Raw genomic sequence first — 23897 nt, forward strand, 5'->3', positions numbered from 1 at the left:
CAACTCCAGAAAACGACGACACCAGCGATAGCCCGGAGGCCCACTGGCAGACATGAAAATGAGGATGGCGAAGCTTAACAGAGTGTTTCCAGTCAGAGTTGCACGAACCTGCCGATCTCGTTGATTGCCCGAGTGGCGGATCGTCACAGGTCTGAAGGATCGTGCCTGCGCTGTGATAAAGTCCGCGCCCTGAAAAACGTACACCCTGTGGTTAATGCCGATTATTTAAGGGCAAAACCTGTGGGAGCGAGCTTGCTCGCGATGGCGGACTGTCCGACAACGCAACTATGGACTGTGCCACCGTCATCGCGAGCAAGCTCGCTCCCACAAGAAATGCGACGTTCAACACCTTAAATGACATTGATCCCTGTGTTCCCCACTCGGTTTCCCGTCTGCGGCCTGCCCTGTTTGTTGCTGCACACCTGCGAAACCTTGCACCTAAAAAAATCAGAGATGCCGTTTTATGACTGCTTCATCCCCTTCTCTATTGCAACGCCTCAAACGCTTGAGCCTGGTCACGCAGATTGTGATCGGCCTGATCGCCGGTATTGCCCTGGCCCTGTTTGCCCCTGACGCGGCGAAGTCCACGGCGTTCATCGGCAAAGTGTTTGTCAGCGCATTGAAAGCCGTCGCGCCGATTCTGGTGTTTGTGTTGGTCATGGCGTCGATTGCCAACCATAAACACGGTCAGGAAACCCACATCCGGCCGATTCTGTTCCTGTATCTGCTGGGCACTTTCGCCGCCGCCGTGGTCGCGGTGGTTGCCAGCATGATGTTCCCGTCGAGCCTGGTGCTGTCGACCCAGGACGTCGCGGTCACGGCGCCGGGCGGGATTGGCGAAGTGCTGCAAAGTCTGTTGCTGAGCGTGGTCGACAATCCGGTCAGCGCCCTGATGAACGCCAATTTCATCGGCATTCTGGCGTGGGCCATCGGCATGGGCATCGCCATCCGCCATGCCGGCGACACCACCCGCGAAGTGCTGGGCGACTTGTCCAACGGCGTGACGGTGATCGTACGCCTGGTGATCAGCTTCGCCCCGCTGGGCATCTTCGGCCTGGTGGCCTCGACCCTCGCCACCTCCGGCTTCGGCGCCTTGATCGGCTACGCGCACCTGCTGGCCGTGCTGCTCGGCTGCATGCTGTTCGTGGCACTGGTGATGAACCCGCTCATCGTGTTCTGGAAACTGCGCCGCAACCCGTACCCGTTGGTGCTGACCTGCCTGCGCGAGAGCGGCATCACCGCATTCTTCACCCGCAGCTCGGCGGCGAACATTCCGGTCAACCTGGAATTGAGCAAGCGCCTGGGCCTTCACGAAGACACCTACTCGGTATCGATCCCGCTGGGCGCGACCATCAACATGGCCGGCGCGGCGATCACCATCACCGTGCTGACCCTGGCGGCGGTGCACACCCTCGGTATCGCGGTGGACATTCCGACTGCGATCCTGCTGAGCGTCGTGGCAGCGATCTGCGCCTGCGGTGCTTCGGGGGTGGCCGGTGGTTCGCTGTTGCTGATTCCACTGGCGTGCAGCCTGTTCGGCATCCCGAGCGAAATCGCCATGCAGGTGGTGGCGGTGGGTTTCATCATCGGCGTGTTGCAGGACTCGGCGGAAACCGCGCTGAACTCCTCTACCGACGTGCTGTTCACCGCGGCGGCTTGCCTGGGTGAAGAGCAGAAAGCAGCACGATTGGCCTGACACACACCACCCCATGTGGGAGCGGGCTTGCTCGCGAAAGCGGTGGGTCAGCCAACATTGATGTAGCTGACACTCCGCCTTCGCGAGCAAGCCCGCTCCCACAGGATTTGTGGTGTAGCTGAACAATGCGTGCACATGAAAAAGCCCCCGCAGCCTGAGGTTGCGGGGGCTTTTTTGTACCTGGGCGGTTTAGAACGCGCCCATGTAGTCGCGCTTGCCTACTTCCACGCCGTTGTGGCGCAGCAGTGCGTAAGTGGTGGTGACGTGGAAGAAGAACTGCGGCAGGCCGTAGGTCAGCAGGTAGGACTGGCCGCTGAAGCGTTTCTCTTTCGGCGTGCCCGGGCGGGTGACGATCTCGATGCCTTCCTTGCCGTTGATCTGCTCCGGTTTGATGCTGCCGATGAAAGCCAGGGCCTTGGCGATCAGCGCTTGCAGTTCGGCGAAGGTGGTTTCGCTGTCGTCGTACTTCGGCAATTCGACTTCGGCCAGGCGACCGGAAACGCCTTTGCTGAAATCAACGGCGATCTGCACCTGACGCACCAGCGGGAACATGTCCGGGAACAGGCGCGCTTGCAGGAACGCGTTAGGGTCGATGTTTTTTTCGGTGGCGTGAGCCTCGGCCTTTTTCAGTACATCGCTCAGGGCGTTGAGCATTTGCTGGAAAACAGGCACGGAAGCGTCATACAGGGAAATGGTCATGGCAGGTCTCGTGTGGTGACGGGAGGATCGCGGGAAACCTGTGGGAGCGTGCTTGCTCGCGATGGACGTGAACGATAACGCGTTCTGTCTGAATACACGCGTCGCGCTGGAGTCCATCGCGAGCAAGCTCGCTCCCACAGAGGTTCGATTTTGGCCGATTATAGCCGTGCGCCGCCCATCTGAGACCGGTCTTTTTCAGCTGCCGTACACTTTGGCCGCCGGGACCGCTTGCGTCAGCAGTTGCGCGACGGCATCGCCCATCTCGCCAACCGCCCAGCGGCCCTGGCGATCCAGTTGCGGGCCACGGCGCCAGCCGTCGGCAATCGACAACTTGCCGCCCTCGACTTCGAACATCTGCCCCGTCACCTCGGCGGACGCCTCGGAACCCAGCCACACCACCAGCGGCGCGACGTTTTCCGGGGCGAAGTAATCGAAGCCCTCTTCAGGCTTTTTCATGGTGTCGGCGAACACCTGCTCGGTCATCCCGGTACGCGCGGCCGGCGCCAGGGCGTTGGCGGTGATCCCGTAGCGGTGCAGTTCAGCCGCCTGCACCAGCGTCAGCGAGGCAATACCGCCCTTGGCCGCTGCGTAGTTGGACTGGCCAATGGAACCCTGCAAACCGGCGCCAGAACTGGTGTTGATGATCCGCGCATCGACCTTGGCGCCGCCCTTGGCCTGTTCACGCCAGTACTTCACGGCGTGGCTGGAAATGCAGAAGTGGCCCTTCAGGTGCACGGCCACCACGCTGTCCCAGTCGGATTCGCTGAGGCTGGCGAACATGCGGTCGCGGCAGATGCCGGCGTTGTTGACCACCACGTTCAGGTCGCCAAAGGTTTCGATGGCCTGACGCACGATCAACCCTGCCGAATCGTAGCGGGTGATGTCGTCGCTGTTGGCCACGGCGCTGCCACCCTGGCCGAGGATTTCGCCTACCACAGCCAGTGCCGCTTCGCGGTTGATGTCGTTGACCACTACTTTCGCGCCTTCGGCAGCGAAGGCCAGTGCATAGGCGCGGCCCAGTCCACCGCCGGCGCCGGTGATGATCACGACGCGGTTTTCACAGATATTCATGCGGGTATTCCTTCAGATTCATAACTAATCGACACAATCCCCTGTGGGAGCGGGCTTGCTCGCGAAGGCGGTGAGTCAGTCATCATCAATGTTGAATCTCATGGCCCCTTCGCGAGCAAGCCCGCTCCCACAGGGGTTGGTGGCGTTCTGATTTACAGGCGTTCGATGATGGTCACGTTGGCCTGGCCGCCGCCTTCGCACATGGTCTGCATGCCAAAGCGTCCGCCGCTGCGCTCCAGCTCATGCAGCAGGCTGCACATCAAGCGGGTGCCGGTGGCGCCCAGCGGATGGCCGAGGGCAATCGCGCCGCCGTTGACGTTGGTCTGGTCGTGGGGATAGCCCGTCTCTTTGAGCCAGGCCATGGCCACCGAAGCAAAGGCTTCGTTGATCTCCACGCGGTCGATGTCTTCGAGCTTCATGCCGGCACGCTTGAGCGCGTAGGCGGTGGCCGGGATCGGCGCGGTGAGCATCCAGATCGGGTCTTCGGCGCGCACGCTCAGGTGATGGATGCGTGCCCGTGGCGTCAGGCCGTAACGCTTGAGCGCCGCCTCCGAGACGATCAGCATCGCGCTGGCGGCGTCGCAGGTCTGGCTCGACACCGCGGCGGTGACCCGGTCGCAACCGAACAGAAACTCCAGCTCGGCCATTTTTTCCAGACTGGTCTGGCGTGGCGTTTCATCGTGCAGCACACCGGCCAACGGCACGATTTCGCGGTTGAAGCGGCCTTGCTCGATGGCCTGCAAGGCACGTCGATGGGACTCAAGCGAATAGGCTTCGAGCTGCGCCCGGGACAGGTCCCACTTTTCCGCGATCATCTGCGCCGAACGGAATTGCGTCGGCGGTTGCGCGCCGTAGCGCCGCACCCAGCCTTCGGAGCCGCTGAACGGATCGGTGAAGCCCAAGGGCTCGGCAGCGATCATCGCCGAGGAAATCGGGATCTGGGTCATGGTCTGCACGCCACCGGCGATGACCACGTCCTGGGTGCCGCTCATCACCGCCTGGGCGGCGAAGTGCACCGCTTGCTGGGACGAACCGCACTGGCGATCGATGGTGGTGCCCGGCACCGATTGCGACAGGCCGGCCGCCAGCCAACTGGTGCGGGCGATGTCACCGGCCAGCGGGCCGATGGTGTCGACACAGCCGAAGATCACGTCGTCGTAATCCTCGTCGGGTATGTCATTGCGCTCGACCAGCGCACGTAATACGTGGGCGCCCAGGTCGGCGGCGTGGATCTGGCTCAGACCACCCTTGCGCCGCCCGGTGGGCGTGCGCAGGGCGTCGACAATATAAGCTTCAGGCATGGTCTACCTCGGTATAAAAAGTAAAATCAGGCGCCGATAACCTGTGGGAGCGGGCTTGCTCGCGAAGAGGCCGGCACATTCAAAATTGATGTTGCCTGCCATGCCGCCTTCGCGAGCAAGCCCGCTCCCACAGGGTTTTCGGCGCTCTTACTGACGAGCATCAACCACAGTCGCCGTTAGAAAGTATTGCCCGCACCCAGCGCAGGGTTGCCGTCGAACAGCGCCGCGCGAATCCGTCCTTTATGACGGCCGCGATCGCCCCAGACCTTGTCCAGCGCCCAGGCGCGTTTCATGAACAGTTGCAAGTCGACTTCCCAGGTGTAACCCATGGCGCCGTGGGCCTGGATGCTGTTCTTCGCGGCGAGCATGGCCGCTTCCGCGGTTGCCAGTTTGGCGTGGGACACCAGCACGTCCTGCCCCGGTTGCTGTTCGGCCAGCGCATAAGCGGCGCGGTAGAGCGGGCCTTTGGCAAACTCGATCTGCACCGCGACGTTGGCCATCAGATGCTTGACCGCCTGGAACGAGCCGACAGGCTTGCCGAACTGCTTGCGCTCGAAGGTGTAGTCCACCGCCAGGTCGACCATGCGTTTGGCCAGCCCGAGCAATTGCGCGGCACTGGCGAGGGCGCCACGGTTGAAGGCGGCTGCCCACAAGCGCCGTCCCTGTTCGCCGCTGGCGACACAGGTGGCGGGCGTTGGCGTCCATTCGACCTGGAACAACTGACGGCTCGGGTCGACCGACTCGTTGCGGATCAGGCGCACGGCGTCGCGCTCCAGTGCATGCACTTCATCGCCATTGGCCAACAACAGCAGATCGGCAACATGGGCATCGCTGACCAGCGGATTGCCCGGTTCGGAAACGGCCAGCCGCGCACTGCCCTCGGCGACCCGCGTCAACCAGTATTGCTTGAGCGTCGCGTGTTGCTCATTGAGGGCGGCGAGCAACGGCACGCCGACCAGCATGGTGTCCACCAACGGCTCAGGCAGACCGGCGTAACCGCATTCCTGGGCAATCAGCACGAAGTCCAGCTCATTCATGCCCATGCCGTCCTGCGCCTCGGGCACGGTCAGCGCGGTCAGGCCCAGCCCCACCAGTTGCGCCCAGAGTCGTTCACTGCGCCCGCTGTCGCTCTGCCACAGTTCGCGAATGCGCTCGGGGGTGACTTCGTTGATCAGGAAGCTGCGGACGTTGTCCTGAAACAGCAGTTGGTCGCGGCTGAAACTAAAGTCCATGGTCTATTCCTCAGGCACGCGGCATGCCGAGCATGCGTTCGGCAATGATGTTGCGCTGGATCTCGTTGGTGCCGGCGTAGATCGGCCCGGCCTGGGCAAACAGGAAACCGTCCAGCCAATGGCCGACGTCACCGGCGGCCGGGGCTTGCGGCAGCAGCTCGCCACGCAAACCAAGAATGCTCATGGCGGTGTCGTGCATGCGCTGGTCGAGTTCGGACCAGAAGATCTTGTTGGTCGACGATTCCGGCCCGATCTTGCCGCCCCGCACCAGTTGCGAGGCGGTCATGTAGGTGCTCAGGGTGTACGCCTCGGCATCGAGCCAGGCGCGCATCACCGCCTCTCCGATGGCCGGGTCGCGGTCGGCCTGCTCGCGGTTGGCCAGGTACAGCTGCACCAGACGCTTGGCGGTTTCCTGGAAGCGCGCCGGCGAACGCAGCAGCAAACCGCGCTCGAACCCGGCGGTGGACATCGCCACGTGCCAGCCCATGCCCTCGCCACCAAGAGCGTTTTCCACCGGCACCTTGACGTCATCGAAGAAGATTTCGGCGAAACCCGGCAAGCCGTTGAGCTGCGGAATCGGCCGCACGGTGATGCCCGGCGTGTCCAGCGGCAGCAGGATAAAGGTCAGGCCGTGATGACGCTGGGACTGCGAGTCGGTACGGAAAATACCGAACGCCCAATCGGCCCACACCGCGCGGGTCGACCAGGTTTTCTGGCCGTTGATCACGTAGTGGTCGCCCACCCGTTCAGCCTTGGAGCGGATCGCCGCCATGTCGGAACCGGCACCCGGTTCGGACCAGGCCTGGGCCCAGATGTCTTCGCCGGTGGCCATGCGCGGCAGGAACCGTGCCTTTTGTTCTTTGCTGCCGTACTCCATCAGGGTCGGGCCGAGCAGGAAGATGCCGTTCTGGTTGACCCGTGCCGGTGCCCCGGAACGGTAGTATTCCTCTTCGAAAATCAGCCATTCGATCAGGTCGCAGCCGCGCCCGCCGAGCTCGGTCGGCCAGGTGACCATGCCCCAACGGCCTTCGTTGAGTTTGGCTTCCCAGGCGCGGTGCTCGGCAAAGCCCTGTTCGGTGTCGAACGATTGCAGCGGTTCACTCGGTACATTGGCCGCCAGCCAGGTCCGCGCCTCAACGCGAAAGGCCTGCTGGGCCGGGGTATAGGTCAGGTCCATGGATATGCCTTCAGCCGTTGAATCGGGCATCGCGTTTCTCGACGAACGAGTCGCGTGCTTCCTGAGAGTCCAGTGAGCGGTAGGCTTCGAGGGTGAAGCCCTGCTCCCAGCGGTATTTGTCTTCCAGATTGCCGTCTTCAATGCCGGTCAACGCTTCCTTGGCCAGGCTGATCATGCCCGGGCTCTTGGCGGCGATGGTGCGGGCGATCTGCAACGCGGCTTCGCGCAAGTCTTCGCGCTTGACCACCCGCTCCACGGCGCCCAGGCGATACGCCTCGGCGGCGTCGATCGGCTCGCCGGTGAAGTACATGTGGCGGACTTTCTGCACCGGGAACAGCCGCTGCAAATGCGCGCCGCCGCCCATGGCGCCGCGATCAACTTCCGGCACGCCGAAGGTGGCGCACTCGGACGCGACGATGATGTCGGCAGCGCCGCAGATGCCGATGCCACCGCCCAGCACGAAGCCGTGCACGGCGACAATCACCGGTTTCGGGTTGCGGTGAATGGCCTTGAAGCTGTCGTAGTTGCCCTTGTTCACCGCGACGATCAGGTTGCCGTCGGCGGCCAGTTCCTTGATATCAACCCCGGCGCAGAAGCCGCGACCTTCGGCGCGAATCACGATCACCCGCACGTCGCTGTTGCGGCCCAGGCCTTCGATCTCGCTGGCGATATCGGTCCAGCCCTGGCAATTGAAAGCGTTGACCGGTGGCCGGTTGAACACCAGTTCGGCAATGCCGTTATCTAACCTGACGCTAAATGGTTTCATGGTTTCCTTCCTTCACAATGCATGGCCCCTTACGACACACGGCGGCACAGCTCGCCCAGGCGCGCTTCGGCGTCGCGGACGATCTGTTCAATCAATTGGGCGCAGCTGGGCAAGCTGTCGATGGATGCGGCGATCTGTCCGGCAGGCAACACGCCGGCAGCTGGTTGCCCGTCGACCATGGCTTTCTGGATCACCATCGGCGCGTTGGCGGCCATGATGCTTTGCGCGGCGGTCAGCTCACCGCTGCCGCGCATCTTCAGTGCGCTGGTCAGCAGTTGAGTCAGGCTCATACCCGTGTGGCGGCGGTAGGCCAAACCACTCTGCAAGGCCAGCAACAGGCGCTTGAGGCCACCGCTGTTTTCCAGCCGGTTGAGCAATTCATTGCGGATCATCCGTTGCGGCATGCCGTCGATGGCACGGCTGATGATGATCGCGGCCGGGTCCTTGACCGCCAGGTAACGCGCCAGGGTCGCCTGCGGCACCGGGCTGTCGGCGCACATCAGAAAACGCGTGCCCATGGCGATGCCTTCGGCACCGTAGGCCAGGGCCGAAATCAGACCGTTGCCGTCCTTGAAACCACCCGCCGCCACCACCGGCACGGAGACTGCGTTGACCACTTGGTCGAGCAGCATCGAGGTCGGCACCGAGCCGGTATGCCCGCCGCCCTCGCCGCCTTGCACCGTCACCGCATCAGCGCCCATTTCCACGGCTTTCTGCGCATGCTTGAGCGCGCCGACCGTGGGAATGCACACCACGCCGGCGTCTTTCAGGCGACTGATCATCTGCTTGCCCGGCGAACGGCTGTAACTGACCGCGCGGACTTTATGGCGCAAAACCAACTCGACGATCTCGCCGGCATTGGCCTGGTACATGTGGAAATTCACCCCGAACGGCTGATCGGTCAGGCGCTTGGTTTCGAGGATCGCAGCCTCCATGAGCGGCGGCTCGATGGTCGCCCCGGCGAGAAAACCGAAACCGCCGGCATTGCCCGTGGCCGCCACCAGTTTCGGGTCAGCGACCCAACCCATGGCGGTCTGGATGATTGGGTAGCGGCAACCGAGCAATTCGGTCAAACGGGTATTCAACGAGATCGCCATGCTCACGCCCCGTCCGCTTTGCGTTGCGAACTGGCCATGGCCTTGGCGTCGTAGCCGCCGAGGCGGTCGCCGGACACCAGTTCGTTGTGGGCATGGGCGAAGTGATGCAGGCCGAACACCATGTCCATGGTCGCGCGCTTGCCCATCAGGTCTTCGGCGTTGTTCACCGCTTGCTTGCTCAATTGCAGGCCCAGGCGCGGCATCTGGGCGATGCGCCCGGCGATGTCGAGCGCCTGTTGCTCCAACTCGTCGCGAGCAACCACCCGATTGAGCATGCCCATCTGATAGGCCCGTGGCGCCGGCATGCGCTCGCCGAGGAACAGGAATTCCTTGGCGATGCGCGGGTTCAATTCATGCACGTGGGCGAAATACTCGACCCCGGGAATGCCCATGCGCACCACCGGATCGGCGAAATAGGCATCCTCGCTGGCGACGATCAGGTCGCAGACCCAGGCCAGCATCAGCCCACCGGCAATGCACGCGCCCTGGACCATGGCGATGGTCGGTTTGGGCATCTCGCGCCAGCGCCGGCACATGCCCAGATAGACTTCCTGCTCGCGGGCATAGAGAAACTCGCCACCCGGTTTGTTGGTGTGGTCGTACCAAAGGCTCGCCCGATCGAACGTTTTGTCGACGTCACGCCCCGGCGTGCCGATGTCATGCCCGGCGGAGAAATGCTTGCCCGCGCCGCGCAACACAATGACCTTCACCTCGTCGTCATCGCAGGCCCGGCGAAACGCCGCGTCTAGCGCATAAGTCATCTGCGAGTTCTGTGCGTTGTGGTACTCGGGGCGGTTCATGGTGACGATTGCCACCGCCTCGCGCACTTCGTACAGGACCACTTCGGCCTCGTTCTTGTCGTTATGTTCAGCCATCACTTGTCTCCGAAAACGCGGGCGCTCAGCGCTGGCCTGGCGGATTGTCTTTAAGCTGCAGGGCGCGCAGGTTGTGCGGGTCCAGACGCTGGATCAGTTGCAATTGCTCGGCGGTCGGGGCCGCGGTGGTCGGGCAGTCGTCCGGCACGTGCAACTCGAACCCGGTGTTGTCCTGGACCTGCGCCGCCGTCACGCCGGGGTGCAGCGAACGAATGCGCATCTGCCGTTGCGGGCCCTGGAAATCCAGGACGCAGAGGTCGGTGATGATCAGGCGGATGTCGATGTCGTCCAGCGACCAGCCCCGTGCCAGGCGGGCCGGGTTGTAGCCGACCGAGGCGACCATATCGACCTCGCCCTCGACGAACACCCGGCGGTTGTGGCTCGGCACGCAAAACGAGTTGGCGTGGCTGATCGAGTTGCCGGGGAAACCGCGCACACCGAGCATCTGCGCCTTGGGTTTGGCGTAGTCGCCGATGCAGGAAATGTTCGCCTGGCCAAAGCGGTCGATCTGGGTCGGGCCGACCAGGGCATGGCGCTTGCCGCCCCAGACGTTGTCGAAAATCCGCGAGAACCCCATCCAGCTGTCACGCTTGGGCTCGTAGCCCTTGCGCGCGCCCAAAGGCACCGGTTCGGCGACCATGTAGGCTTCGGAGTCGGTCATCAGCAGTTGCGGGTTGCTGGTCAGCATGGCCAGCGAAGCGGCCAGACGCGGGATCACGCCGATGCCGCTGGCCAACACTTCGCCGTCTTCGCGCCAGGCTTCGGACGCGGCGCAAATCATCAACTCAGCGAGGCTGTAATCAGTAGTGCTCATCGGAAGGCTTCCTTAGAAAATCGGCAACGGCAGTTCACGGATCGCAGCCAGGCCGCCAACCTTGTCCAGATACTGTTCGTGGGTGCAGTCGACGTAGTCGCGCACGTACCCTTCCCAGCCATCGGCCGCCTGCACCGTGGCGTTGTAGGCCTTGAAGTGCGCGACGTCGAAACCGTACAGCGGCGCGCAGGACGACGGATGCGCACCGCCCGGCACGTGGGCCACGGCGGTGGTCAGGTTGCGTTCCCAGAACACTTGATGGGCGCGGGCGCTGTTCTGGTGGAAATACTCGCTGTCGACCAGTTCATCGCAGGTCACGTAGCTGTGGGTCGCGGCCCGCACGAACAGGTCGTCCATGTAGTGATCCGGACCGTTGATCTGGCACACGCCGCGTTTGTCGGCGCGGTCGACATGCACCAGCGCCGCGTCGAGATTAAGGGCCGGCATGGCGACCCAGTCCTTGCCATCGGCATAGGGCGAGGCGATCAACTTGATCTGGCGGTTGTGGCGCAGTACGTCAGTGCCCAAGCCCACGGCGGTCGGAATGAACGGCACATTCATCGCTGCGGCGCGCAGGCCAAGCAGCAACATGCCTTCATCGATCTCCATCACGTCCAGAGCCGCTTCCTGGCGCGCCTTGCGGAAGTACGGCTCCAGCGGAATGAAATCCAGGGAGACGAAGGCGAACACCAGTTTTTTGATCTTGCCGGCGGCGCAAAGCATGCCGACATCCGCCCCCCCGTATGCAACAACAGTCAGCTCCTTGAGGTCCGAGCGCAGAATCTCCCGCACCAGCGCCATCGGCTTGCGGCGCGGGCCCCAGCCACCGATGCCGATGGTCATGCCGTCACGCAGTTGGCCGACGATCTCGGCGGTGGTCATTTGCTTGTCCATCGTCATGTTCCTCATTGGCGACCGACACTGAAGTCGTGGCCCCAGTGGCTGACCACGGTGCTTTCGAACGGCGTGTGGCGGTCCCAATCGACCACCAGGCCATCGCAGCCGTATTCCAGGTCAAACCCGGACGGGGTCTTGATATAGAAAGAAATCATCTGGTCGTTGGTGTGCTGGCCGAGGGTGGCCGACAGCTTCACGCCGTTGGCGTGCACGCGGTCCAGGGCGCGGCCGACTTCGTCCAGCGCGTTGACCTCGACCATCATGTGCACGCAGCCGTGGGGCATCGGGCACTCGAAAATCGCCAGCGAGTGGTGGCGGCCGTTGTTGCAGTGCAGGAAGTGGATGCGCTTTTGCGGCTCGGCCGGGTCCGGGGTGAAGCGGACTTTCATCAGGTCCGACAGGCCGAAACCCATCACTTGTTCGTAGAAATCGCGGCAGCGCTCGAAGGTCGGTGCCGGCAGCACCACGTGGCCCATGCCGAGGTCGTTGGTGACAAAACCTTTGACGCCGACCGGCGAGACGAATCGGGCGAAGTCCTGCAACGGGCCCCAGAAAATTTCGTGGCGATTGCCATCCGGGTCGCTGAAGTGCACCAGCTCCTGGACCTTGCGCAGCTCGGCTTCCGCCACGGTGCCGCGAGTCACTTGCACGTCGGCCTGTTGCAGCTCAAGCACCGCCTGCTCGAGAGCCGCTTTGCCAGCCACTTCCCAGCCGCAGGCACCGAAGCCGTTGTCGGCATTTTTCTGCACCAGGATGCGGTAGTGACGCTCATCCATCTTCAGGTACAGAAACTCATCGTTGCCGCTGACCATCATGCCCAGCACCTGACTCGCGTAATGACGCCATTGCGCCAGGTCGCTGGACAGCAGGGTGACGTAACCCAGACCACGGATATCCATGGATGCACTCCTCGTTTTACTCAGGCGATGCCACCCTTCGGCGACTGCCGGGGGAGACTTTATGTAGGGCCTATTCAAACGGGTTCGGCGAGGGCCAACATCGTCCAATGGGACTAGCAGATTTGATGGGGTACACGCATCAAAACTGTGGGAGCGGGCTTGCTCGCGAAGGCGGTGTGGCAGTCAACATAGATGTTGAATGTGCCGGCCTCTTCGCGAGCAAGCCCGCTCCCACAGGGGGGCAGTGGTGTTGCGGGTTTATGTAGGCGGATCGATTTGATCGAGTACACGGTTTGCGGTGATTTCGGCCAGCATCACGCTGTTGGAAATGCCCAGCAGGGCATTGCGGTCGCCGCCCTCCAGGTGATCCACCAGTTGATGGACCATCACATCCACCGAGGCCAGCGTTTCCACCAGGTAAACCATAAGGGTTTCGGTCTTGACTTCGGGGTCGACGGTAAACAGGGTACTGACGGTGCGCGGGGTGGCTTTGATGTCGGCAGACGACGGGAAGTGGAAGTCGAGGGCGCGTTCGGCGGCTTCGTTGAGTTTTTTTGAATCGGGTTCGTACGGGGATGTTGGATCGGTGTCCGGCGGATTGGGTGTGACCTTGAACATATTGTGGATTCCTGATGTGGGCTGGAACCACTTCTCTACTAAAAGAAGGGGTGGCAGCTGTACGCAGGTTAGTAGACCGGGGAATCCAAGAAGCCGGCGCGCCCAAGGGCGCCCTGCGTACAGCCACCATCAAAATGCAGGCACACAGCCTGATTGATGCGTTGTACGTCTTGGATTAAGCCTCGGGCTACTAAACCCGATCACTGGGAATCAGTGACATGAATCAAGTTACCGATGGCCTCCAAGGCGCACAAGCCGGCGGATTCTGGCGTACCTGTAGGCAATGCCGCAAGGTCTTGTAGCTTTCATCAAGTAACACTGACACTGGTTAAACAGGCTCTGTTTAAAGATCCACAGGATTAGTCCAGGCATAAAAAAACGGGCCTTGGGGACCCGTTGGAAAGTTGGCCTGACGTCCATGCCAGGCCTGAAGAACTGTAGCAGCTGCCGAAGGCTGCGTCCGAGTGCGCAGCGCTCGCAACCTGGCAAACCGAGTCCGTCCAGAAACACCGCCTATTGCCCTTTTTCGAGTGCTGCGCACTCGGACGCAGCCTTCGGCAGCTGCTACAGTTTTGCGCTATCTCAAATCAGCTCTTGCGAAAGTGCGGAATCACCTTCTCGCCAATGTTCTTCAGGGTTTCCAGCTGTGCCCACTGCGGCACGGTGCCCATCTGGCAGATGAACAGGATTTCGTCGGCGCCGGCATCGATCAGGCGCTGTACGTAGCCAATGCAATCCTCGACGGTGCCGTAGGCGTGGTTCGGGTTCATCATCGCCATGGTCGGGTCGGAGAAGTCGACGCTGACTTCTTCGGAGGCGAAGCGCGACTTGATCACGCTCTGGCCGTTGCCATCGACGAAGGTGTCGTCCTTCCACTTCTGCGGATCCGGACGCTCGCCACCGCCGTACCAGTAGCCCAAGGATTCCATGAAGTAGCGCTGGCCACGGATACCGATGCGGCGCGCTTCTTCGTTGTCGTCCAGCACGATGGCCGGGCACAGCGCGGCGATGTGACGGTTTGGACGGAAGCCCACTTGCTTCTTCTCATCGCGGTTGTCGTAAGCCGTGTGATACACCTCGACCTTCTTGGCGATCTCTTCCGGGCCACCGAAGCCCAGCACCAGGGCGCCCATGCCACGACCACCGGCATTCTTCAGCGACTCGGTGTTGGTGCACGCCAGGTACATCGGCGGGTGCGGGTCCTGATACGGCTTTGGATGGATCGGACGTTTGGGGATCTGCACGAAGTCGCCGTTGTGCTCGATCTCGTCCTGCACGAACATTTTCGGGATCAGGTACATCATCTCGTCGATCTGCGGCTGCAAGGTCGCCAGGTCGTAGCCGAAGGTGCCGGCTTCCTGCTGGGTGCCGCCCTTGCCGACGCCGAAGTGCACACGGCCCTTGGACAGCAGGTCGAGGGTGGCGATGCGCTCGGCGACCTTCACCGGATGGTTCATCGCCGGAGGCAGGCAGACCACACCGTGGCCGATGCCGATGCGCTCGGTTTTACCGGCCACGAAAGCCAGCATGGTTTCCGGCGCGGACATGTGCGAGTAGTTGCTCAGCGCGGTGTGTTCCACGCACCAGAAGGTGTCGAAGCCAAGCTTGTCGGCGAGGACGGCCTGCTCGACGGTGTCCTGGAAAATCTTGCGGTCGCCTTCGCGGCTGGAGTCCACCGTCTGGGCTTCGTAAATCAGGGAAAATTTCATGGTTGATCCTTGTGCTTATTTGGATGCGCAGTCGGCGCCGTAGACCTTCGCCTTACCGCCAATGCTCGTGCATCGACGGGGCGCTCGAATCACGCAAACGGACTAGCCCGATTTATAGAAAAGAGCCATGGGTAACGGTCAGAGGAAAAAGTCGTTGCTGTCCTGGCCCATGCTCACGCCGCCAAGGTTCCAGGCGTACTTGGCCGGGCTGTTGGCGACGTGGGCGCGACCGGTGTGAATGTCGCGGAAGGCACGGTTGATCGCGTGACTGCGGAAGATCGTCGAAGCACCGCTGTTGAACATCAGGTCGCCAACCGCCTTGGCGCACTTGTCGGCCACCAGCGCCGAGTCGTAACGCATCTTCACCCGCTCGGGCATGCTCAACGGCTCGCCCTTCTGCGCGCGCTCCAGCATCAAAGCGAAATTGCGATGCAGCACGGTCTTGCACTCGTCGACGCAGACCATGGCATTGGCCAGGGCCGATTGCGCGGCCGGGTCCTGGACCATTTTGCGACCATCGTTGACCCCGACCCGGGCGCGGTTGTGCTCGACAAACTGATCCACCGCACCTTGCAGGGCACCGATGGCGGACGACGACACCGCACGCACGAAAATCTGCCCGAATGGCAGACGGAACAACGGCGCAGTGTTCACCGCGTTGCCCGGACTGTTCTGCATGAAACCGTCGAACGCGCGATGGGTGCGGTACTCCGGCACAAAAGCGTTCTCCACCAGAATGTCGTGGGAGCCGGTGGCTTCCAGACCCATGACATTCCAGTTGTCGAGAATCTGGTAATCGCTGCGCGGCACCAGGAACGTCCGGTAATCCGGCGCCCCGCCCGCCTCGGCCGGCGGCACCAACGCACCGAGGAATACCCAGTCGCAATGCTTGCTGCCGGAAGAAAACCCCCAGCGCCCGCTCAACTTGAAACCACCTTCGACCCGCTCGACCTTGCCCACTGGCATGTATGAGGAGGAGATCAGCACGCTGGAATCGCTACCCCAGACATCCTGCGCGGCGCGGTCGTCGAACAGCGCCAGTTGCCAGTTGTGGATCGCTACCACGCCAAGTACCCAGGCTGAGGACATGCAGCCTTCGGCGAGGGTCATCTGCACGTCGAAGAAATCCTTGGGCTCCAGCTCATAGCCTTCCCAACGGGACGGTTGCAGGATGCGAAAGAACCCGGCGTCGTGGAAATCCTTCAGGGTTTCTTCAGGCAACTGGCCTGCTTGCGCGGCATTCAGGGCGCGTTCACGCAGGATCGGCACCAACTCACGGGCACGTTGGCTCAGACGCTGGCGAATCAGGTCTTGGTTGAGCATTTTTATTGTTCTCCTTTGTTCACCCCATCCGCCGGGGCGCGCGTGCAACGGGGCGGGTGTAGTGCCCCTACGCTGGCATTCAAACAATGCGCAACAGAGTGGACATCCCTCAAACGGACCATGTGGAGTCGGGGAATGGGTATCAGGGGGGGCATCTGAGAAGGATGTGTTGGTTGACAGGCCGTTTTCGCGAGCAAGCCCGCTCCCACATTGGGTCTCCGGTTTTACTCGGGACTTGTGGCCACTGAAGATCCCTGTGGGAGCGGGCTTGCTCGCGAAGGCTTGGTGTCAGGCGGTGGCCTCGGCATGCCCTTGCTCCGCGAGGCGGCCTGGCTCTTTCCTGCGCATGTCCCTGTAGGAGCTGTCGAGTGCAACGAGGCTGCGATCTTTTGGACGTGATACATCCACAAAATTCCAGTCGGCTGTCGGGCCGTCTTCGCGAGCAAGCCCGCTCCCACAATTTGATCGGTGGGCATCAGCAAGAAATTGGTCGGCTGGCAGGCCGCCATCGCGAGCAAGCTCGCTCCCACAGAAGAGCAAAGGCAGATCGGCGTACCCCCACGCTCCTCACCACTCATCAGGCCGAGCGTTAGCTCGCCTGCAGCTCTTGATCTTGATCCACCCGCCCCCTCGGCAGGCTGAGCGGAGGCGTTCATCCGGGGGTGGGCGCGCAGCGCCGTTCGACGCAGTCGAACACATCGAGAGGAGGTCGAAGCGAAGCCGACCGGAGGCGATGCCCCCGGAGGAAGGCCGGAGCGAAGGAACCCCGAGCCTCAGCGAGGGGCCGTACGTAAGGGGCGAGACCTTTGGTTACTTTGGGGCGTTTGCCAAAGTGACCCGCTGTAAGAGCGGAACCATAAGCCGCCGTTACCGCAGAAACGGATATGTACTCGACCACCCAAGAGCCTGGTCGGCCCAGAGGCCGCCAAGGCCTAGTCCCCTCGGACGATGTTCAAGACCAGAGCCAGAGCAAGAATCCATCGCACTCCCTGCACAACCAAAAGGCCCAGTGCGATGAACGACGTCAATCTCAAAGCCGACATGCTCCAGGCTATGCGCCGCCTGGCCAAGTCAGTCACCATTATCAGCACCAGCAACGGCTCCGAACGTTTCGCCATGGCCGCCACCGCGGTCGACTCCCTGAGCACCGAACCACCATCGCTGCTGATCTGCGTCAACAAGACCGCCTCCCCCCACGCCGCACTGGCGACCGGCGCGGACTTCTGCGTGAACATCCTCGGCGTCGAACAACAAGACCTGGCCCACCTGTGCAGCGGCGCGATCAAGGGCGAAGCACGCTTCGACCGTGGCAACTGGCTCACCAGCCCCGGCGGCATTCCGTACCTGGGTGACGCCCAGTCGGCAATCCTCTGCCGTCAGGACGGCCACTTCAGCTACGGCACCCACACCGTGTTCATCGGTCGCATCCTGCAAATCCACACCAGCGACGCCATAACCCCGCTGGTCTACCTCGACGGCAGCTACACCACCACCGCCAAACCCACACCTTCCTTAGCGGCTGCAGGCTGAGCTGAACATGGACAACCTGAACGGGTTGACGGCGTTGCGAGTGAACAGCGCCGACCAGTTGCCATGGGATGATCGCTGCGATTTGCTGGTGGTCGGTTTCGGCGGCGCCGGCGCCTGTGCTGCGATCGAAGCCGCCAGCCGTGGTCTCGCGGTGTTGGCGCTGGATCGCTTCGAAGGGGGCGGCGCCACTGCCCTCAGCGGCGGTGTTGTTTATGCCGGTGGCGGCACGCCGTATCAGCGTCAGGCTGGCTATGAAGACACCAGCGAGGCGATGTTCAATTACCTGCGCCAGGAAGTCGGCGAGGCCGTCAGCCCCGAGACGCTACGGGATTTCTGCGAAGGCAGCCGCGAACAACTGGCCTGGCTGGAGCGTCAAGGTGCGGCATTCGAGGCCAGCGTTCCACCGCACAAAACCTCGTACCCGAGTGACCAGTACTACCTCTATTACTCTGGCAACGAAGCCGTACCGGCCTATGCCGCCAACGCCAAGCCGGCGCCCCGTGGCCACCGTACCAAGGGCCCGGGCATGTCCGGCGCCAGCCTGTTCGCCCCGCTCAAGGCCAGCGCCTTGCGTCACGGTGCACGCCTGCGCAGCCAGTGCGAAGTGCGCAGGCTGGTGCTCGACCTAGACGACAAGGTCATCGGTGTCGAAGCCTGGCAGTTGCCTTCCGGCAGTCGCGCCGCCCGGCAACATGCGCGCCTGTCGCGCTGGGCCAGCGCTATTCATATGTACGCTCCGGCCCTGGCCGACCGCTTGCGCGCCCGTCAGCGTCGCATCGAACAGAGCAGCGCCATCCGCCAATTGATTCGCGCCGAACAGGCGGTGCTGTTGAGCAGCGGTGGTTTCATCTTCAATCGCGACCTGGTGCGCCAGCACGCGCCGCAGTACCTGGCCGGTTTGCCGCTGGGCGCCACCGGGTGCAATGGTAGCGGCATCGCCCTGGGCCAGAGCGCCGGGGGCAGCGTAGCGCGGATGGACAAGGTCAGCGCCTGGCGTTTCATCAATCCGCCACTGGCCTGGGCCCGGGGGCTGATCGTCAATGCCCGTGGACAACGTTACGCCAACGAAGAAATCTACGGCGCGACCCTCGGCCACGCCATGGTCGAAGAACAGGATGGTCGCGCCATTCTGATTCTCAATCGGGCGCTGGTTCGAGAAGCACTCAGTCAGGTCGCCCCCGGCAAAGTGTGGAATTTCCAGCGCCTGCCGGTGCTGCTCAATTTGCTGTTCAACGCCAAACGCAGCACCAGCCTGGCCGGGTTGGCCAAACGCTGCCATCTGCCGCCGGAACTGCTGCGCCAGAGTGTCGAACGCTATAGCCGCGCGGCACGCGGTGAAGTCGCCGACGAGTTCGACAAGTCCGCGGCAATGCTCGCCAACCTCGACCAGGGTCCGTGGTACGCCCTCGATCTTTCATTCGCCAGCAAACTGTTCCCCTGCCCGGTCATCACCCTGGGCGGGCTGAAAGTCTGCGAGGCCAGCGGTCGGGTGCTGTCCCCTGCCGGCCAGCCAATAAACGGCCTGTACAGCGCCGGCCGCAACGCCGTCGGGGTCGCCTCCAACCTGTATGTCTCCGGCCTGTCACTGGCCGATTGCATCTATTCCGGTCGCCGGGCTGCCGCCCACGTGGCCGACCAATTCGCACTTCAAACCGCACGATCAGGAGAACAACAATGCAACGTGTAGAAGGCAAAGTCTGCATCATCACCGGCGCCGCCAGCGGCATCGGTCGCGAAGACGCCCTGCTGCTGGCCCGCGAAGGCGCCAAAGTGGTACTGACCGACCTCAACGAAGAAGCCGGCCGCCATGTCGCCGCAGAAATCGGCGCCAACGCCCTGTTCATCCGCCACGACATCGCCAGCGAAAGCGACTGGCAACACGTGCTCAAGACCACCGTCGAACACTTCGGCCGCCTCGACGTACTGGTCAACAACGCCGCGATCCTGGCCCTGGGCAGCATCGAAGACACCACCCTGGAGCTGTGGCAGAAGGTGCAGAAGATCAACGGCGACGGCTACTTCCTCGGTTGCAAGTACGCGATCCAGGCGATGAAGGAAACCGGTGGCGGCTCGATCATCAACATGTCGTCGGTGGCCGCGTTGGGTGCGATGCCGATGTTCTGCGCTTACTCGGCGTCCAAAGGCGCGGTGGCGGCGATGACCCGTTCCATCGCCCTGCACTGCAAGCAACAGGGCTATCGCATTCGCTGCAACAGCGTGCACCCGGATGGCGTGAACACGCCGATGACCCAGGCCCTGGCCGGTGGTCAGCCGATCCCTCAGGAAGCGCTGGACCAGGACCCGATGAACCGCATGGCCGCGCCACGGGATATCGCCAACGTGGTGCTGTTCCTCGCCACCGACGAGTCGCGGTTCGTCAACGGTGCCGAGATCCGCGTCGACAATGCCCAACTGATCAGCGGGCTCTGAGGTCGAGGTGAACATGGGCACGCAACAACAGAATCTGACCCCGGCCGAACACACGACGGCAAGCGTCTCATTGCAAGTGTGCGCGGTGATCGACGAGACCGCTGACGCGCGCTCGCTGGTGCTGGACGTACCGCCAAACCTGCGTGAGCGCTTTCGCTACAAACCGGGCCAGTTCCTGAGTTTTCGCGTGCCCTTCGCTGGCAAACTGTTGACCCGCTGCTACTCCATGGCCAGCTCGCCCCTCGCGGACGCGCTGCCCAAGGTCACGGTGAAACGGGTCGACGGTGGCCGGGTGTCGAACTGGATGAACGAAGTGCAGGTCGGCGCCTGGCTGGAAGTGCTGCCACCGGCCGGGCATTTCTGCCTGGATCCGCAGGCGGACACCGAAAAGCCCCTGATCCTGTTCGGGGGCGGTTCGGGCATCACCCCGGTGTTTTCCATTCTCAAATCAGTGCTCCATGGCAGCCGGCGGCCGATCAAGTTGATCTACGCCAACCGCGATGAAGCGTCGGTGATTTTCAAGGACGAGCTGTGCCGGTTGATCAAGGCGCATCCTGATCAACTGCACGTGGTGCACGTCCTCGATTCGGTGCAGGGTTTCCTGACGGACCATCAGGTCCGTCATCTGCTACGGGGCTCGGCTGGCGGTGATTACTTCATCTGCGGGCCGGGGCCGTTCATGGACACCGTGGAGCGCACGCTGCTGGCGCTGGGCGAGGCGGCCGAGCGTATCCATGTCGAACGTTTCGTCTCGCCACCGGACCCTGATGAACTACTGGCCGAAGAAGCCGTGGCGCGAGCCGCGGCCATGGATTCGCAATGTGAGGTGCTGATCGTCGAGCTCGACGGCCAGCAACATGAAGTTGCCTGTAAACCCGGGGACACCTTGCTGCAAAGTTGCAAAGCGGCTGGCCTCGACGTGCCATCGTCCTGTGAAGAAGGCTTTTGCGGCGCGTGCATGTGCGTGGTCAAGGAAGGTGAAGTCCAGTTGGCGCGCAACGATGTGCTGACGCCCAAGGAACTGGCCGACGGCTGGACACTGGCTTGCCAGAGCCGACCGACGGGTGCGCGGGTACGCCTGAAATTCCCCGATTGAGGGTACGTTCCTACGGGGAAATCCAATCAGTTGTGGGAGCGGGCTTGCTCGCGAAGACGGTGTGTCAGACAACGATGATGTCGAGGCTGCCGCCCCCTTCGCGAGCAAGCCCGCTCCCACAGTTGAAATGTGCACGACGGGAGAACTGTTGCTTAGTCTCAACGGACGATCACTCAGGCCAAGTCTGCAGTTAGACTCGACCCCAGCATTAGCCCACAACAATAAAGAGGTGCAGTTATGGCTCGTTTGCAGAATAAGGTCGCGGTGGTCACCGGCGGCGCTTCGGGGATCGGCCTGGCCTGCGTGCGCCGTTTCGCTGCCGAAGGCGCGCAAGTGGTCGGGCTGGACATCGGCAGCGTACCGGCAGACTTTCCCGGCCTGTTCATGACCCTCGACGTGCGCGACGAAGCGCAGGTGCAGCAGGTCCTGCAAGACGTCATCAGCCGCTTCGGGCGCATCGATATTCTGGTCAACGCCGCCGGCGTCGCCGACCAGGGCAGCGTGACTCAGACCACCACCGCCAACTGGCAACGGGTGATGGACATCAACCTGACCGGCAGCATGCTCACCAGCAAATACGCGCTGGCGTCGATGGTGGAGCAGCGCGCTGGTTCGATCATCAACGTCGGTTCGATCTTCGGCCTGCAAGGCTGCGACGGCAACGTGGCCTACAACGTGTCCAAGGGCGGCATCAACCAGCTGACCCGCTCGATGGCCATCGACTACGGCTACGCCAACATTCGCGTCAACGGCCTGTGCCCGGGCCTGATCGAAACGCCGATGACCAGCATGGTCCGTGACAATGACGCGTTCCACGCTTTCTTCGCCTCGCAACACATGCTCAGCCGCTCCGGGCAACCGGAAGAAGTGGCCAATGTCGCGCTGTTCCTGGCCTCGGACGAAGCGTCCTTTGTCAGCGGCCAGATGATCGCCGTGGACGGTGGTTTCTCCGCCGGTCGCCGTTTCGCCCCGCCCGCCCAGTAATTCGTAATCCGGCCGGGCGCCCTGCCCGGCCTACTCCCTTTTTCGCAACTGTCTTCTAACCGGGGAGGCCCCATGCCGCCTGTCGCCACCGCACTGACCATCGCTCAACTGTTCGCCAACGCTGCCCAGGCCTACGGCGACCGCCCGGCCATCGAGGACGCGGGCCACACGATCAGCTATCGCCAACTCGACCAGTTGCGTCGCCAGGCCGCCCGCGCACTGCTGGCCCTCGACGTACAGGTCGGGGATCGCGTGGCGATCTGGGCGCCCAACGTATGGGAATGGATCGTCGCCGCCGGCGCCCTGCAAAGTGTCGGCGCCGCCCTGGTACCGCTCAATACCCGGATGAAGGGCAGCGAGGCTGGCTACATCCTGCGCGAAAGCGGCACCTGCGTGCTGTTTGCCATTGGCGAATTCCTCGGCGCGGACTACCCCGGCATGCTGGTGTCGGAAGACCTCCCTGAACTGCGCCACATCGTCAGCCTGCGCGGCGCCAATTCGGGCACCCTGGCCTGGGAGCGGTTTATGGATCTGGGGGCCGACGTGCCGCACCTGGCCTTGCGCACCCGCGAGCAAAGCGTTGGCCCGCAGGCCTTGTCCGACGTGCTGTTCACCTCGGGCACCACCGGCAAGCCCAAAGGCGTGATGACCAGCCACGGCCAGAACCTGCGCATCGTGCGCGACTGGAGCGACATCGTCGGGCTGCGCGAAAGCGATCGCTACCTGATCGTCAATCCGTTCTTCCATTCCTTCGGCTACAAGGCCGGTTGGCTGGCGGCGTTGATGCGCGGCTGCACCCTTCTGCCGCAGCAGGTGTTCGACGTGCAGGCGGTGCTCGAATGCGTGCAGCGCGAACGCATCACCGTGTTACCCGGGCCGCCGACGCTGTATCAGTCGTTGCTGGCCCATCCGCAACGCAGCGAGTTCGACCTGAGCTCATTGCGGGTGGCGGTGACCGGCGCGGCGGCGATTCCCGTGGAGATGATCCACCGCATGCGCGACGAACTCGGATTCGCCACCATCGTCACCGCGTATGGCCTGACGGAAGTCTGTGGTTTCGCCACGATCTGCCGCTCTGGTGACTCCGCGGAACTGGTCGCCAACACCAGTGGCCGGGCGATGCCGGGGGTGGAAGTGCGCTGTGTCGGCAACACTGGCCGCAGCCAACCGGCGAACACTCCCGGTGAAGTGCAGATCCGCGGTTACAACCTGATGCAGGGTTACCTCAACAATCCCGAAGCCAGCCAGGAGATTCTCGACGCGGACGGCTGGCTGCACACCGGCGACATCGGCATGCTCGATGAACAGGGTTACCTGCGCATCACCGACCGCCTCAAGGACATGTTCATCACCGGTGGCTTCAACGTGTACCCGGCGGAGATCGAACAGTGTCTGCTGACCTATCCGGGCGTGGCCCAGGCAGCGGTGATCGGTATTCCTGACGAGCGCCTGGGAGAAGTGGCGATGGCGTTCCTGCTGCCCGCCCCCGGGATGGACATCGAGCAAACCCGATTCCTCGCCTGGTGCCGTGAGCAGATGGCCAACTACAAGGTGCCACGTCGGGTGCAGGTGCTGCAGAGCATGCCGATCAATGCGGCGGGCAAAGTGACGAAGAATGTGTTGCGTGAGTGGGCATTGCAGCCAGTCAATTAATCCCAATCCCTGTGGGAGGGTGTAAGCAGA

The 23897-nt window shown here is 62.8% G+C and carries 21 protein-coding genes; 7 read left to right on the forward strand and 14 right to left on the reverse strand.

The window, feature by feature from the left end; genetic code table 11:
* Positions 1-463 precede the first annotated feature (463 nt).
* A complete protein-coding gene (gene sstT / locus ABIA48_RS04640) occupies positions 464-1696 on the forward strand; it encodes a serine/threonine transporter SstT (RefSeq protein WP_429487225.1) in 1233 nt (410 codons plus the stop codon).
* A gap of 189 nt (positions 1697-1885) precedes the next feature.
* Here sstT and ABIA48_RS04645 read toward each other — a convergent pair whose 3' ends face one another.
* From ABIA48_RS04645 to ABIA48_RS04710, 14 genes are all read right to left on the reverse strand, one after another.
* Positions 1886-2395, reverse strand: coding sequence for a DUF1993 domain-containing protein (locus ABIA48_RS04645; RefSeq protein WP_007986510.1), 510 nt, complete (start codon positions 2393-2395; stop codon positions 1886-1888).
* 195 nt (positions 2396-2590) lie between these two features.
* Positions 2591-3466 carry an SDR family oxidoreductase gene (locus ABIA48_RS04650; RefSeq protein ID WP_429487226.1) on the reverse strand — a complete coding sequence of 292 codons (876 nt, stop codon included), beginning with the start codon at positions 3464-3466 and terminating at the stop codon, positions 2591-2593.
* A gap of 152 nt (positions 3467-3618) precedes the next feature.
* Positions 3619-4767, reverse strand: a complete 1149-nt coding sequence (locus tag ABIA48_RS04655) for an acetyl-CoA C-acetyltransferase (protein WP_429487227.1) — start codon at positions 4765-4767, stop codon at positions 3619-3621.
* Positions 4768-4943: 176 nt separating this feature from the next.
* Positions 4944-5999 (reverse strand): acyl-CoA dehydrogenase family protein, encoded by a 1056-nt coding sequence (locus ABIA48_RS04660; RefSeq protein WP_429487228.1) that lies wholly within the window; start codon positions 5997-5999, stop codon positions 4944-4946.
* A 10-nt stretch (positions 6000-6009) separates the two neighbouring features.
* Positions 6010-7176: an acyl-CoA dehydrogenase family protein gene (locus ABIA48_RS04665; protein ID WP_429492788.1), complete on the reverse strand. Its 1167-nt coding sequence runs from the start codon at positions 7174-7176 to the stop codon at positions 6010-6012.
* 10 nt (positions 7177-7186) lie between these two features.
* Complete coding sequence (locus tag ABIA48_RS04670) at positions 7187-7942, reverse strand: enoyl-CoA hydratase family protein (RefSeq protein WP_429487229.1); 756 nt, start codon at positions 7940-7942, stop codon at positions 7187-7189.
* A gap of 29 nt (positions 7943-7971) precedes the next feature.
* A complete protein-coding gene (locus ABIA48_RS04675; protein ID WP_429487230.1) occupies positions 7972-9039 on the reverse strand; it encodes an NAD(P)H-dependent flavin oxidoreductase in 1068 nt (355 codons plus the stop codon).
* A 2-nt stretch (positions 9040-9041) separates the two neighbouring features.
* Complete coding sequence (locus ABIA48_RS04680; protein WP_429487231.1) at positions 9042-9914, reverse strand: enoyl-CoA hydratase; 873 nt, start codon at positions 9912-9914, stop codon at positions 9042-9044.
* A 25-nt stretch (positions 9915-9939) separates the two neighbouring features.
* Positions 9940-10728, reverse strand: coding sequence for a CoA-transferase subunit beta (locus tag ABIA48_RS04685; RefSeq protein ID WP_429487232.1), 789 nt, complete (start codon positions 10726-10728; stop codon positions 9940-9942).
* Between the two features lie 12 nt (positions 10729-10740).
* Complete coding sequence (locus ABIA48_RS04690) at positions 10741-11622, reverse strand: CoA transferase subunit A (protein ID WP_429487233.1); 882 nt, start codon at positions 11620-11622, stop codon at positions 10741-10743.
* 11 nt (positions 11623-11633) lie between these two features.
* Positions 11634-12524: a VOC family protein gene (locus ABIA48_RS04695; protein ID WP_429487234.1), complete on the reverse strand. Its 891-nt coding sequence runs from the start codon at positions 12522-12524 to the stop codon at positions 11634-11636.
* Between the two features lie 258 nt (positions 12525-12782).
* The gene (locus ABIA48_RS04700; RefSeq protein ID WP_007992077.1) at positions 12783-13142 is read right to left on the reverse strand and encodes a DUF6124 family protein; all 360 of its coding nucleotides are present in this window, start codon (positions 13140-13142) and stop codon (positions 12783-12785) included.
* Between the two features lie 587 nt (positions 13143-13729).
* On the reverse strand, positions 13730-14851 hold the full coding sequence (locus ABIA48_RS04705; protein WP_429487235.1) for an LLM class flavin-dependent oxidoreductase: 1122 nt from the start codon (positions 14849-14851) through the stop codon (positions 13730-13732).
* 138 nt (positions 14852-14989) lie between these two features.
* Positions 14990-16174, reverse strand: a complete 1185-nt coding sequence (locus tag ABIA48_RS04710) for a flavin-dependent monooxygenase (protein WP_204934558.1) — start codon at positions 16172-16174, stop codon at positions 14990-14992.
* A gap of 1014 nt (positions 16175-17188) precedes the next feature.
* Between ABIA48_RS04710 and ABIA48_RS04715 the strand changes: the two genes are divergently transcribed.
* The 6 genes from ABIA48_RS04715 to ABIA48_RS04740 all read left to right on the forward strand — a co-directional run bounded on the left by ABIA48_RS04715 (position 17189) and on the right by ABIA48_RS04740 (position 23867).
* Complete coding sequence (locus ABIA48_RS04715; RefSeq protein WP_007992165.1) at positions 17189-17704, forward strand: flavin reductase family protein; 516 nt, start codon at positions 17189-17191, stop codon at positions 17702-17704.
* Between the two features lie 7 nt (positions 17705-17711).
* Positions 17712-19391, forward strand: a complete 1680-nt coding sequence (locus ABIA48_RS04720) for an FAD-binding protein (protein ID WP_429487236.1) — start codon at positions 17712-17714, stop codon at positions 19389-19391.
* A complete protein-coding gene (locus ABIA48_RS04725) occupies positions 19379-20134 on the forward strand; it encodes a glucose 1-dehydrogenase (protein WP_429487237.1) in 756 nt (251 codons plus the stop codon). Before ABIA48_RS04720 ends, ABIA48_RS04725 begins: the two co-directional genes overlap by 13 nt.
* A gap of 13 nt (positions 20135-20147) precedes the next feature.
* A complete protein-coding gene (locus tag ABIA48_RS04730) occupies positions 20148-21230 on the forward strand; it encodes a 2Fe-2S iron-sulfur cluster-binding protein (protein ID WP_429487238.1) in 1083 nt (360 codons plus the stop codon).
* Between the two features lie 237 nt (positions 21231-21467).
* Entirely contained in the window at positions 21468-22214 is a 747-nt protein-coding gene (locus tag ABIA48_RS04735; protein WP_429487239.1) for an SDR family NAD(P)-dependent oxidoreductase, read from the forward strand.
* Between the two features lie 72 nt (positions 22215-22286).
* On the forward strand, positions 22287-23867 hold the full coding sequence (locus tag ABIA48_RS04740) for a FadD3 family acyl-CoA ligase (protein ID WP_429487240.1): 1581 nt from the start codon (positions 22287-22289) through the stop codon (positions 23865-23867).
* Positions 23868-23897: the final 30 nt, after the last annotated feature.

The sequence above is a fragment of the Pseudomonas sp. S30_BP2TU TE3576 genome (assembly GCF_050436025.1).
Lineage (GTDB): Bacteria > Pseudomonadota > Gammaproteobacteria > Pseudomonadales > Pseudomonadaceae > Aquipseudomonas.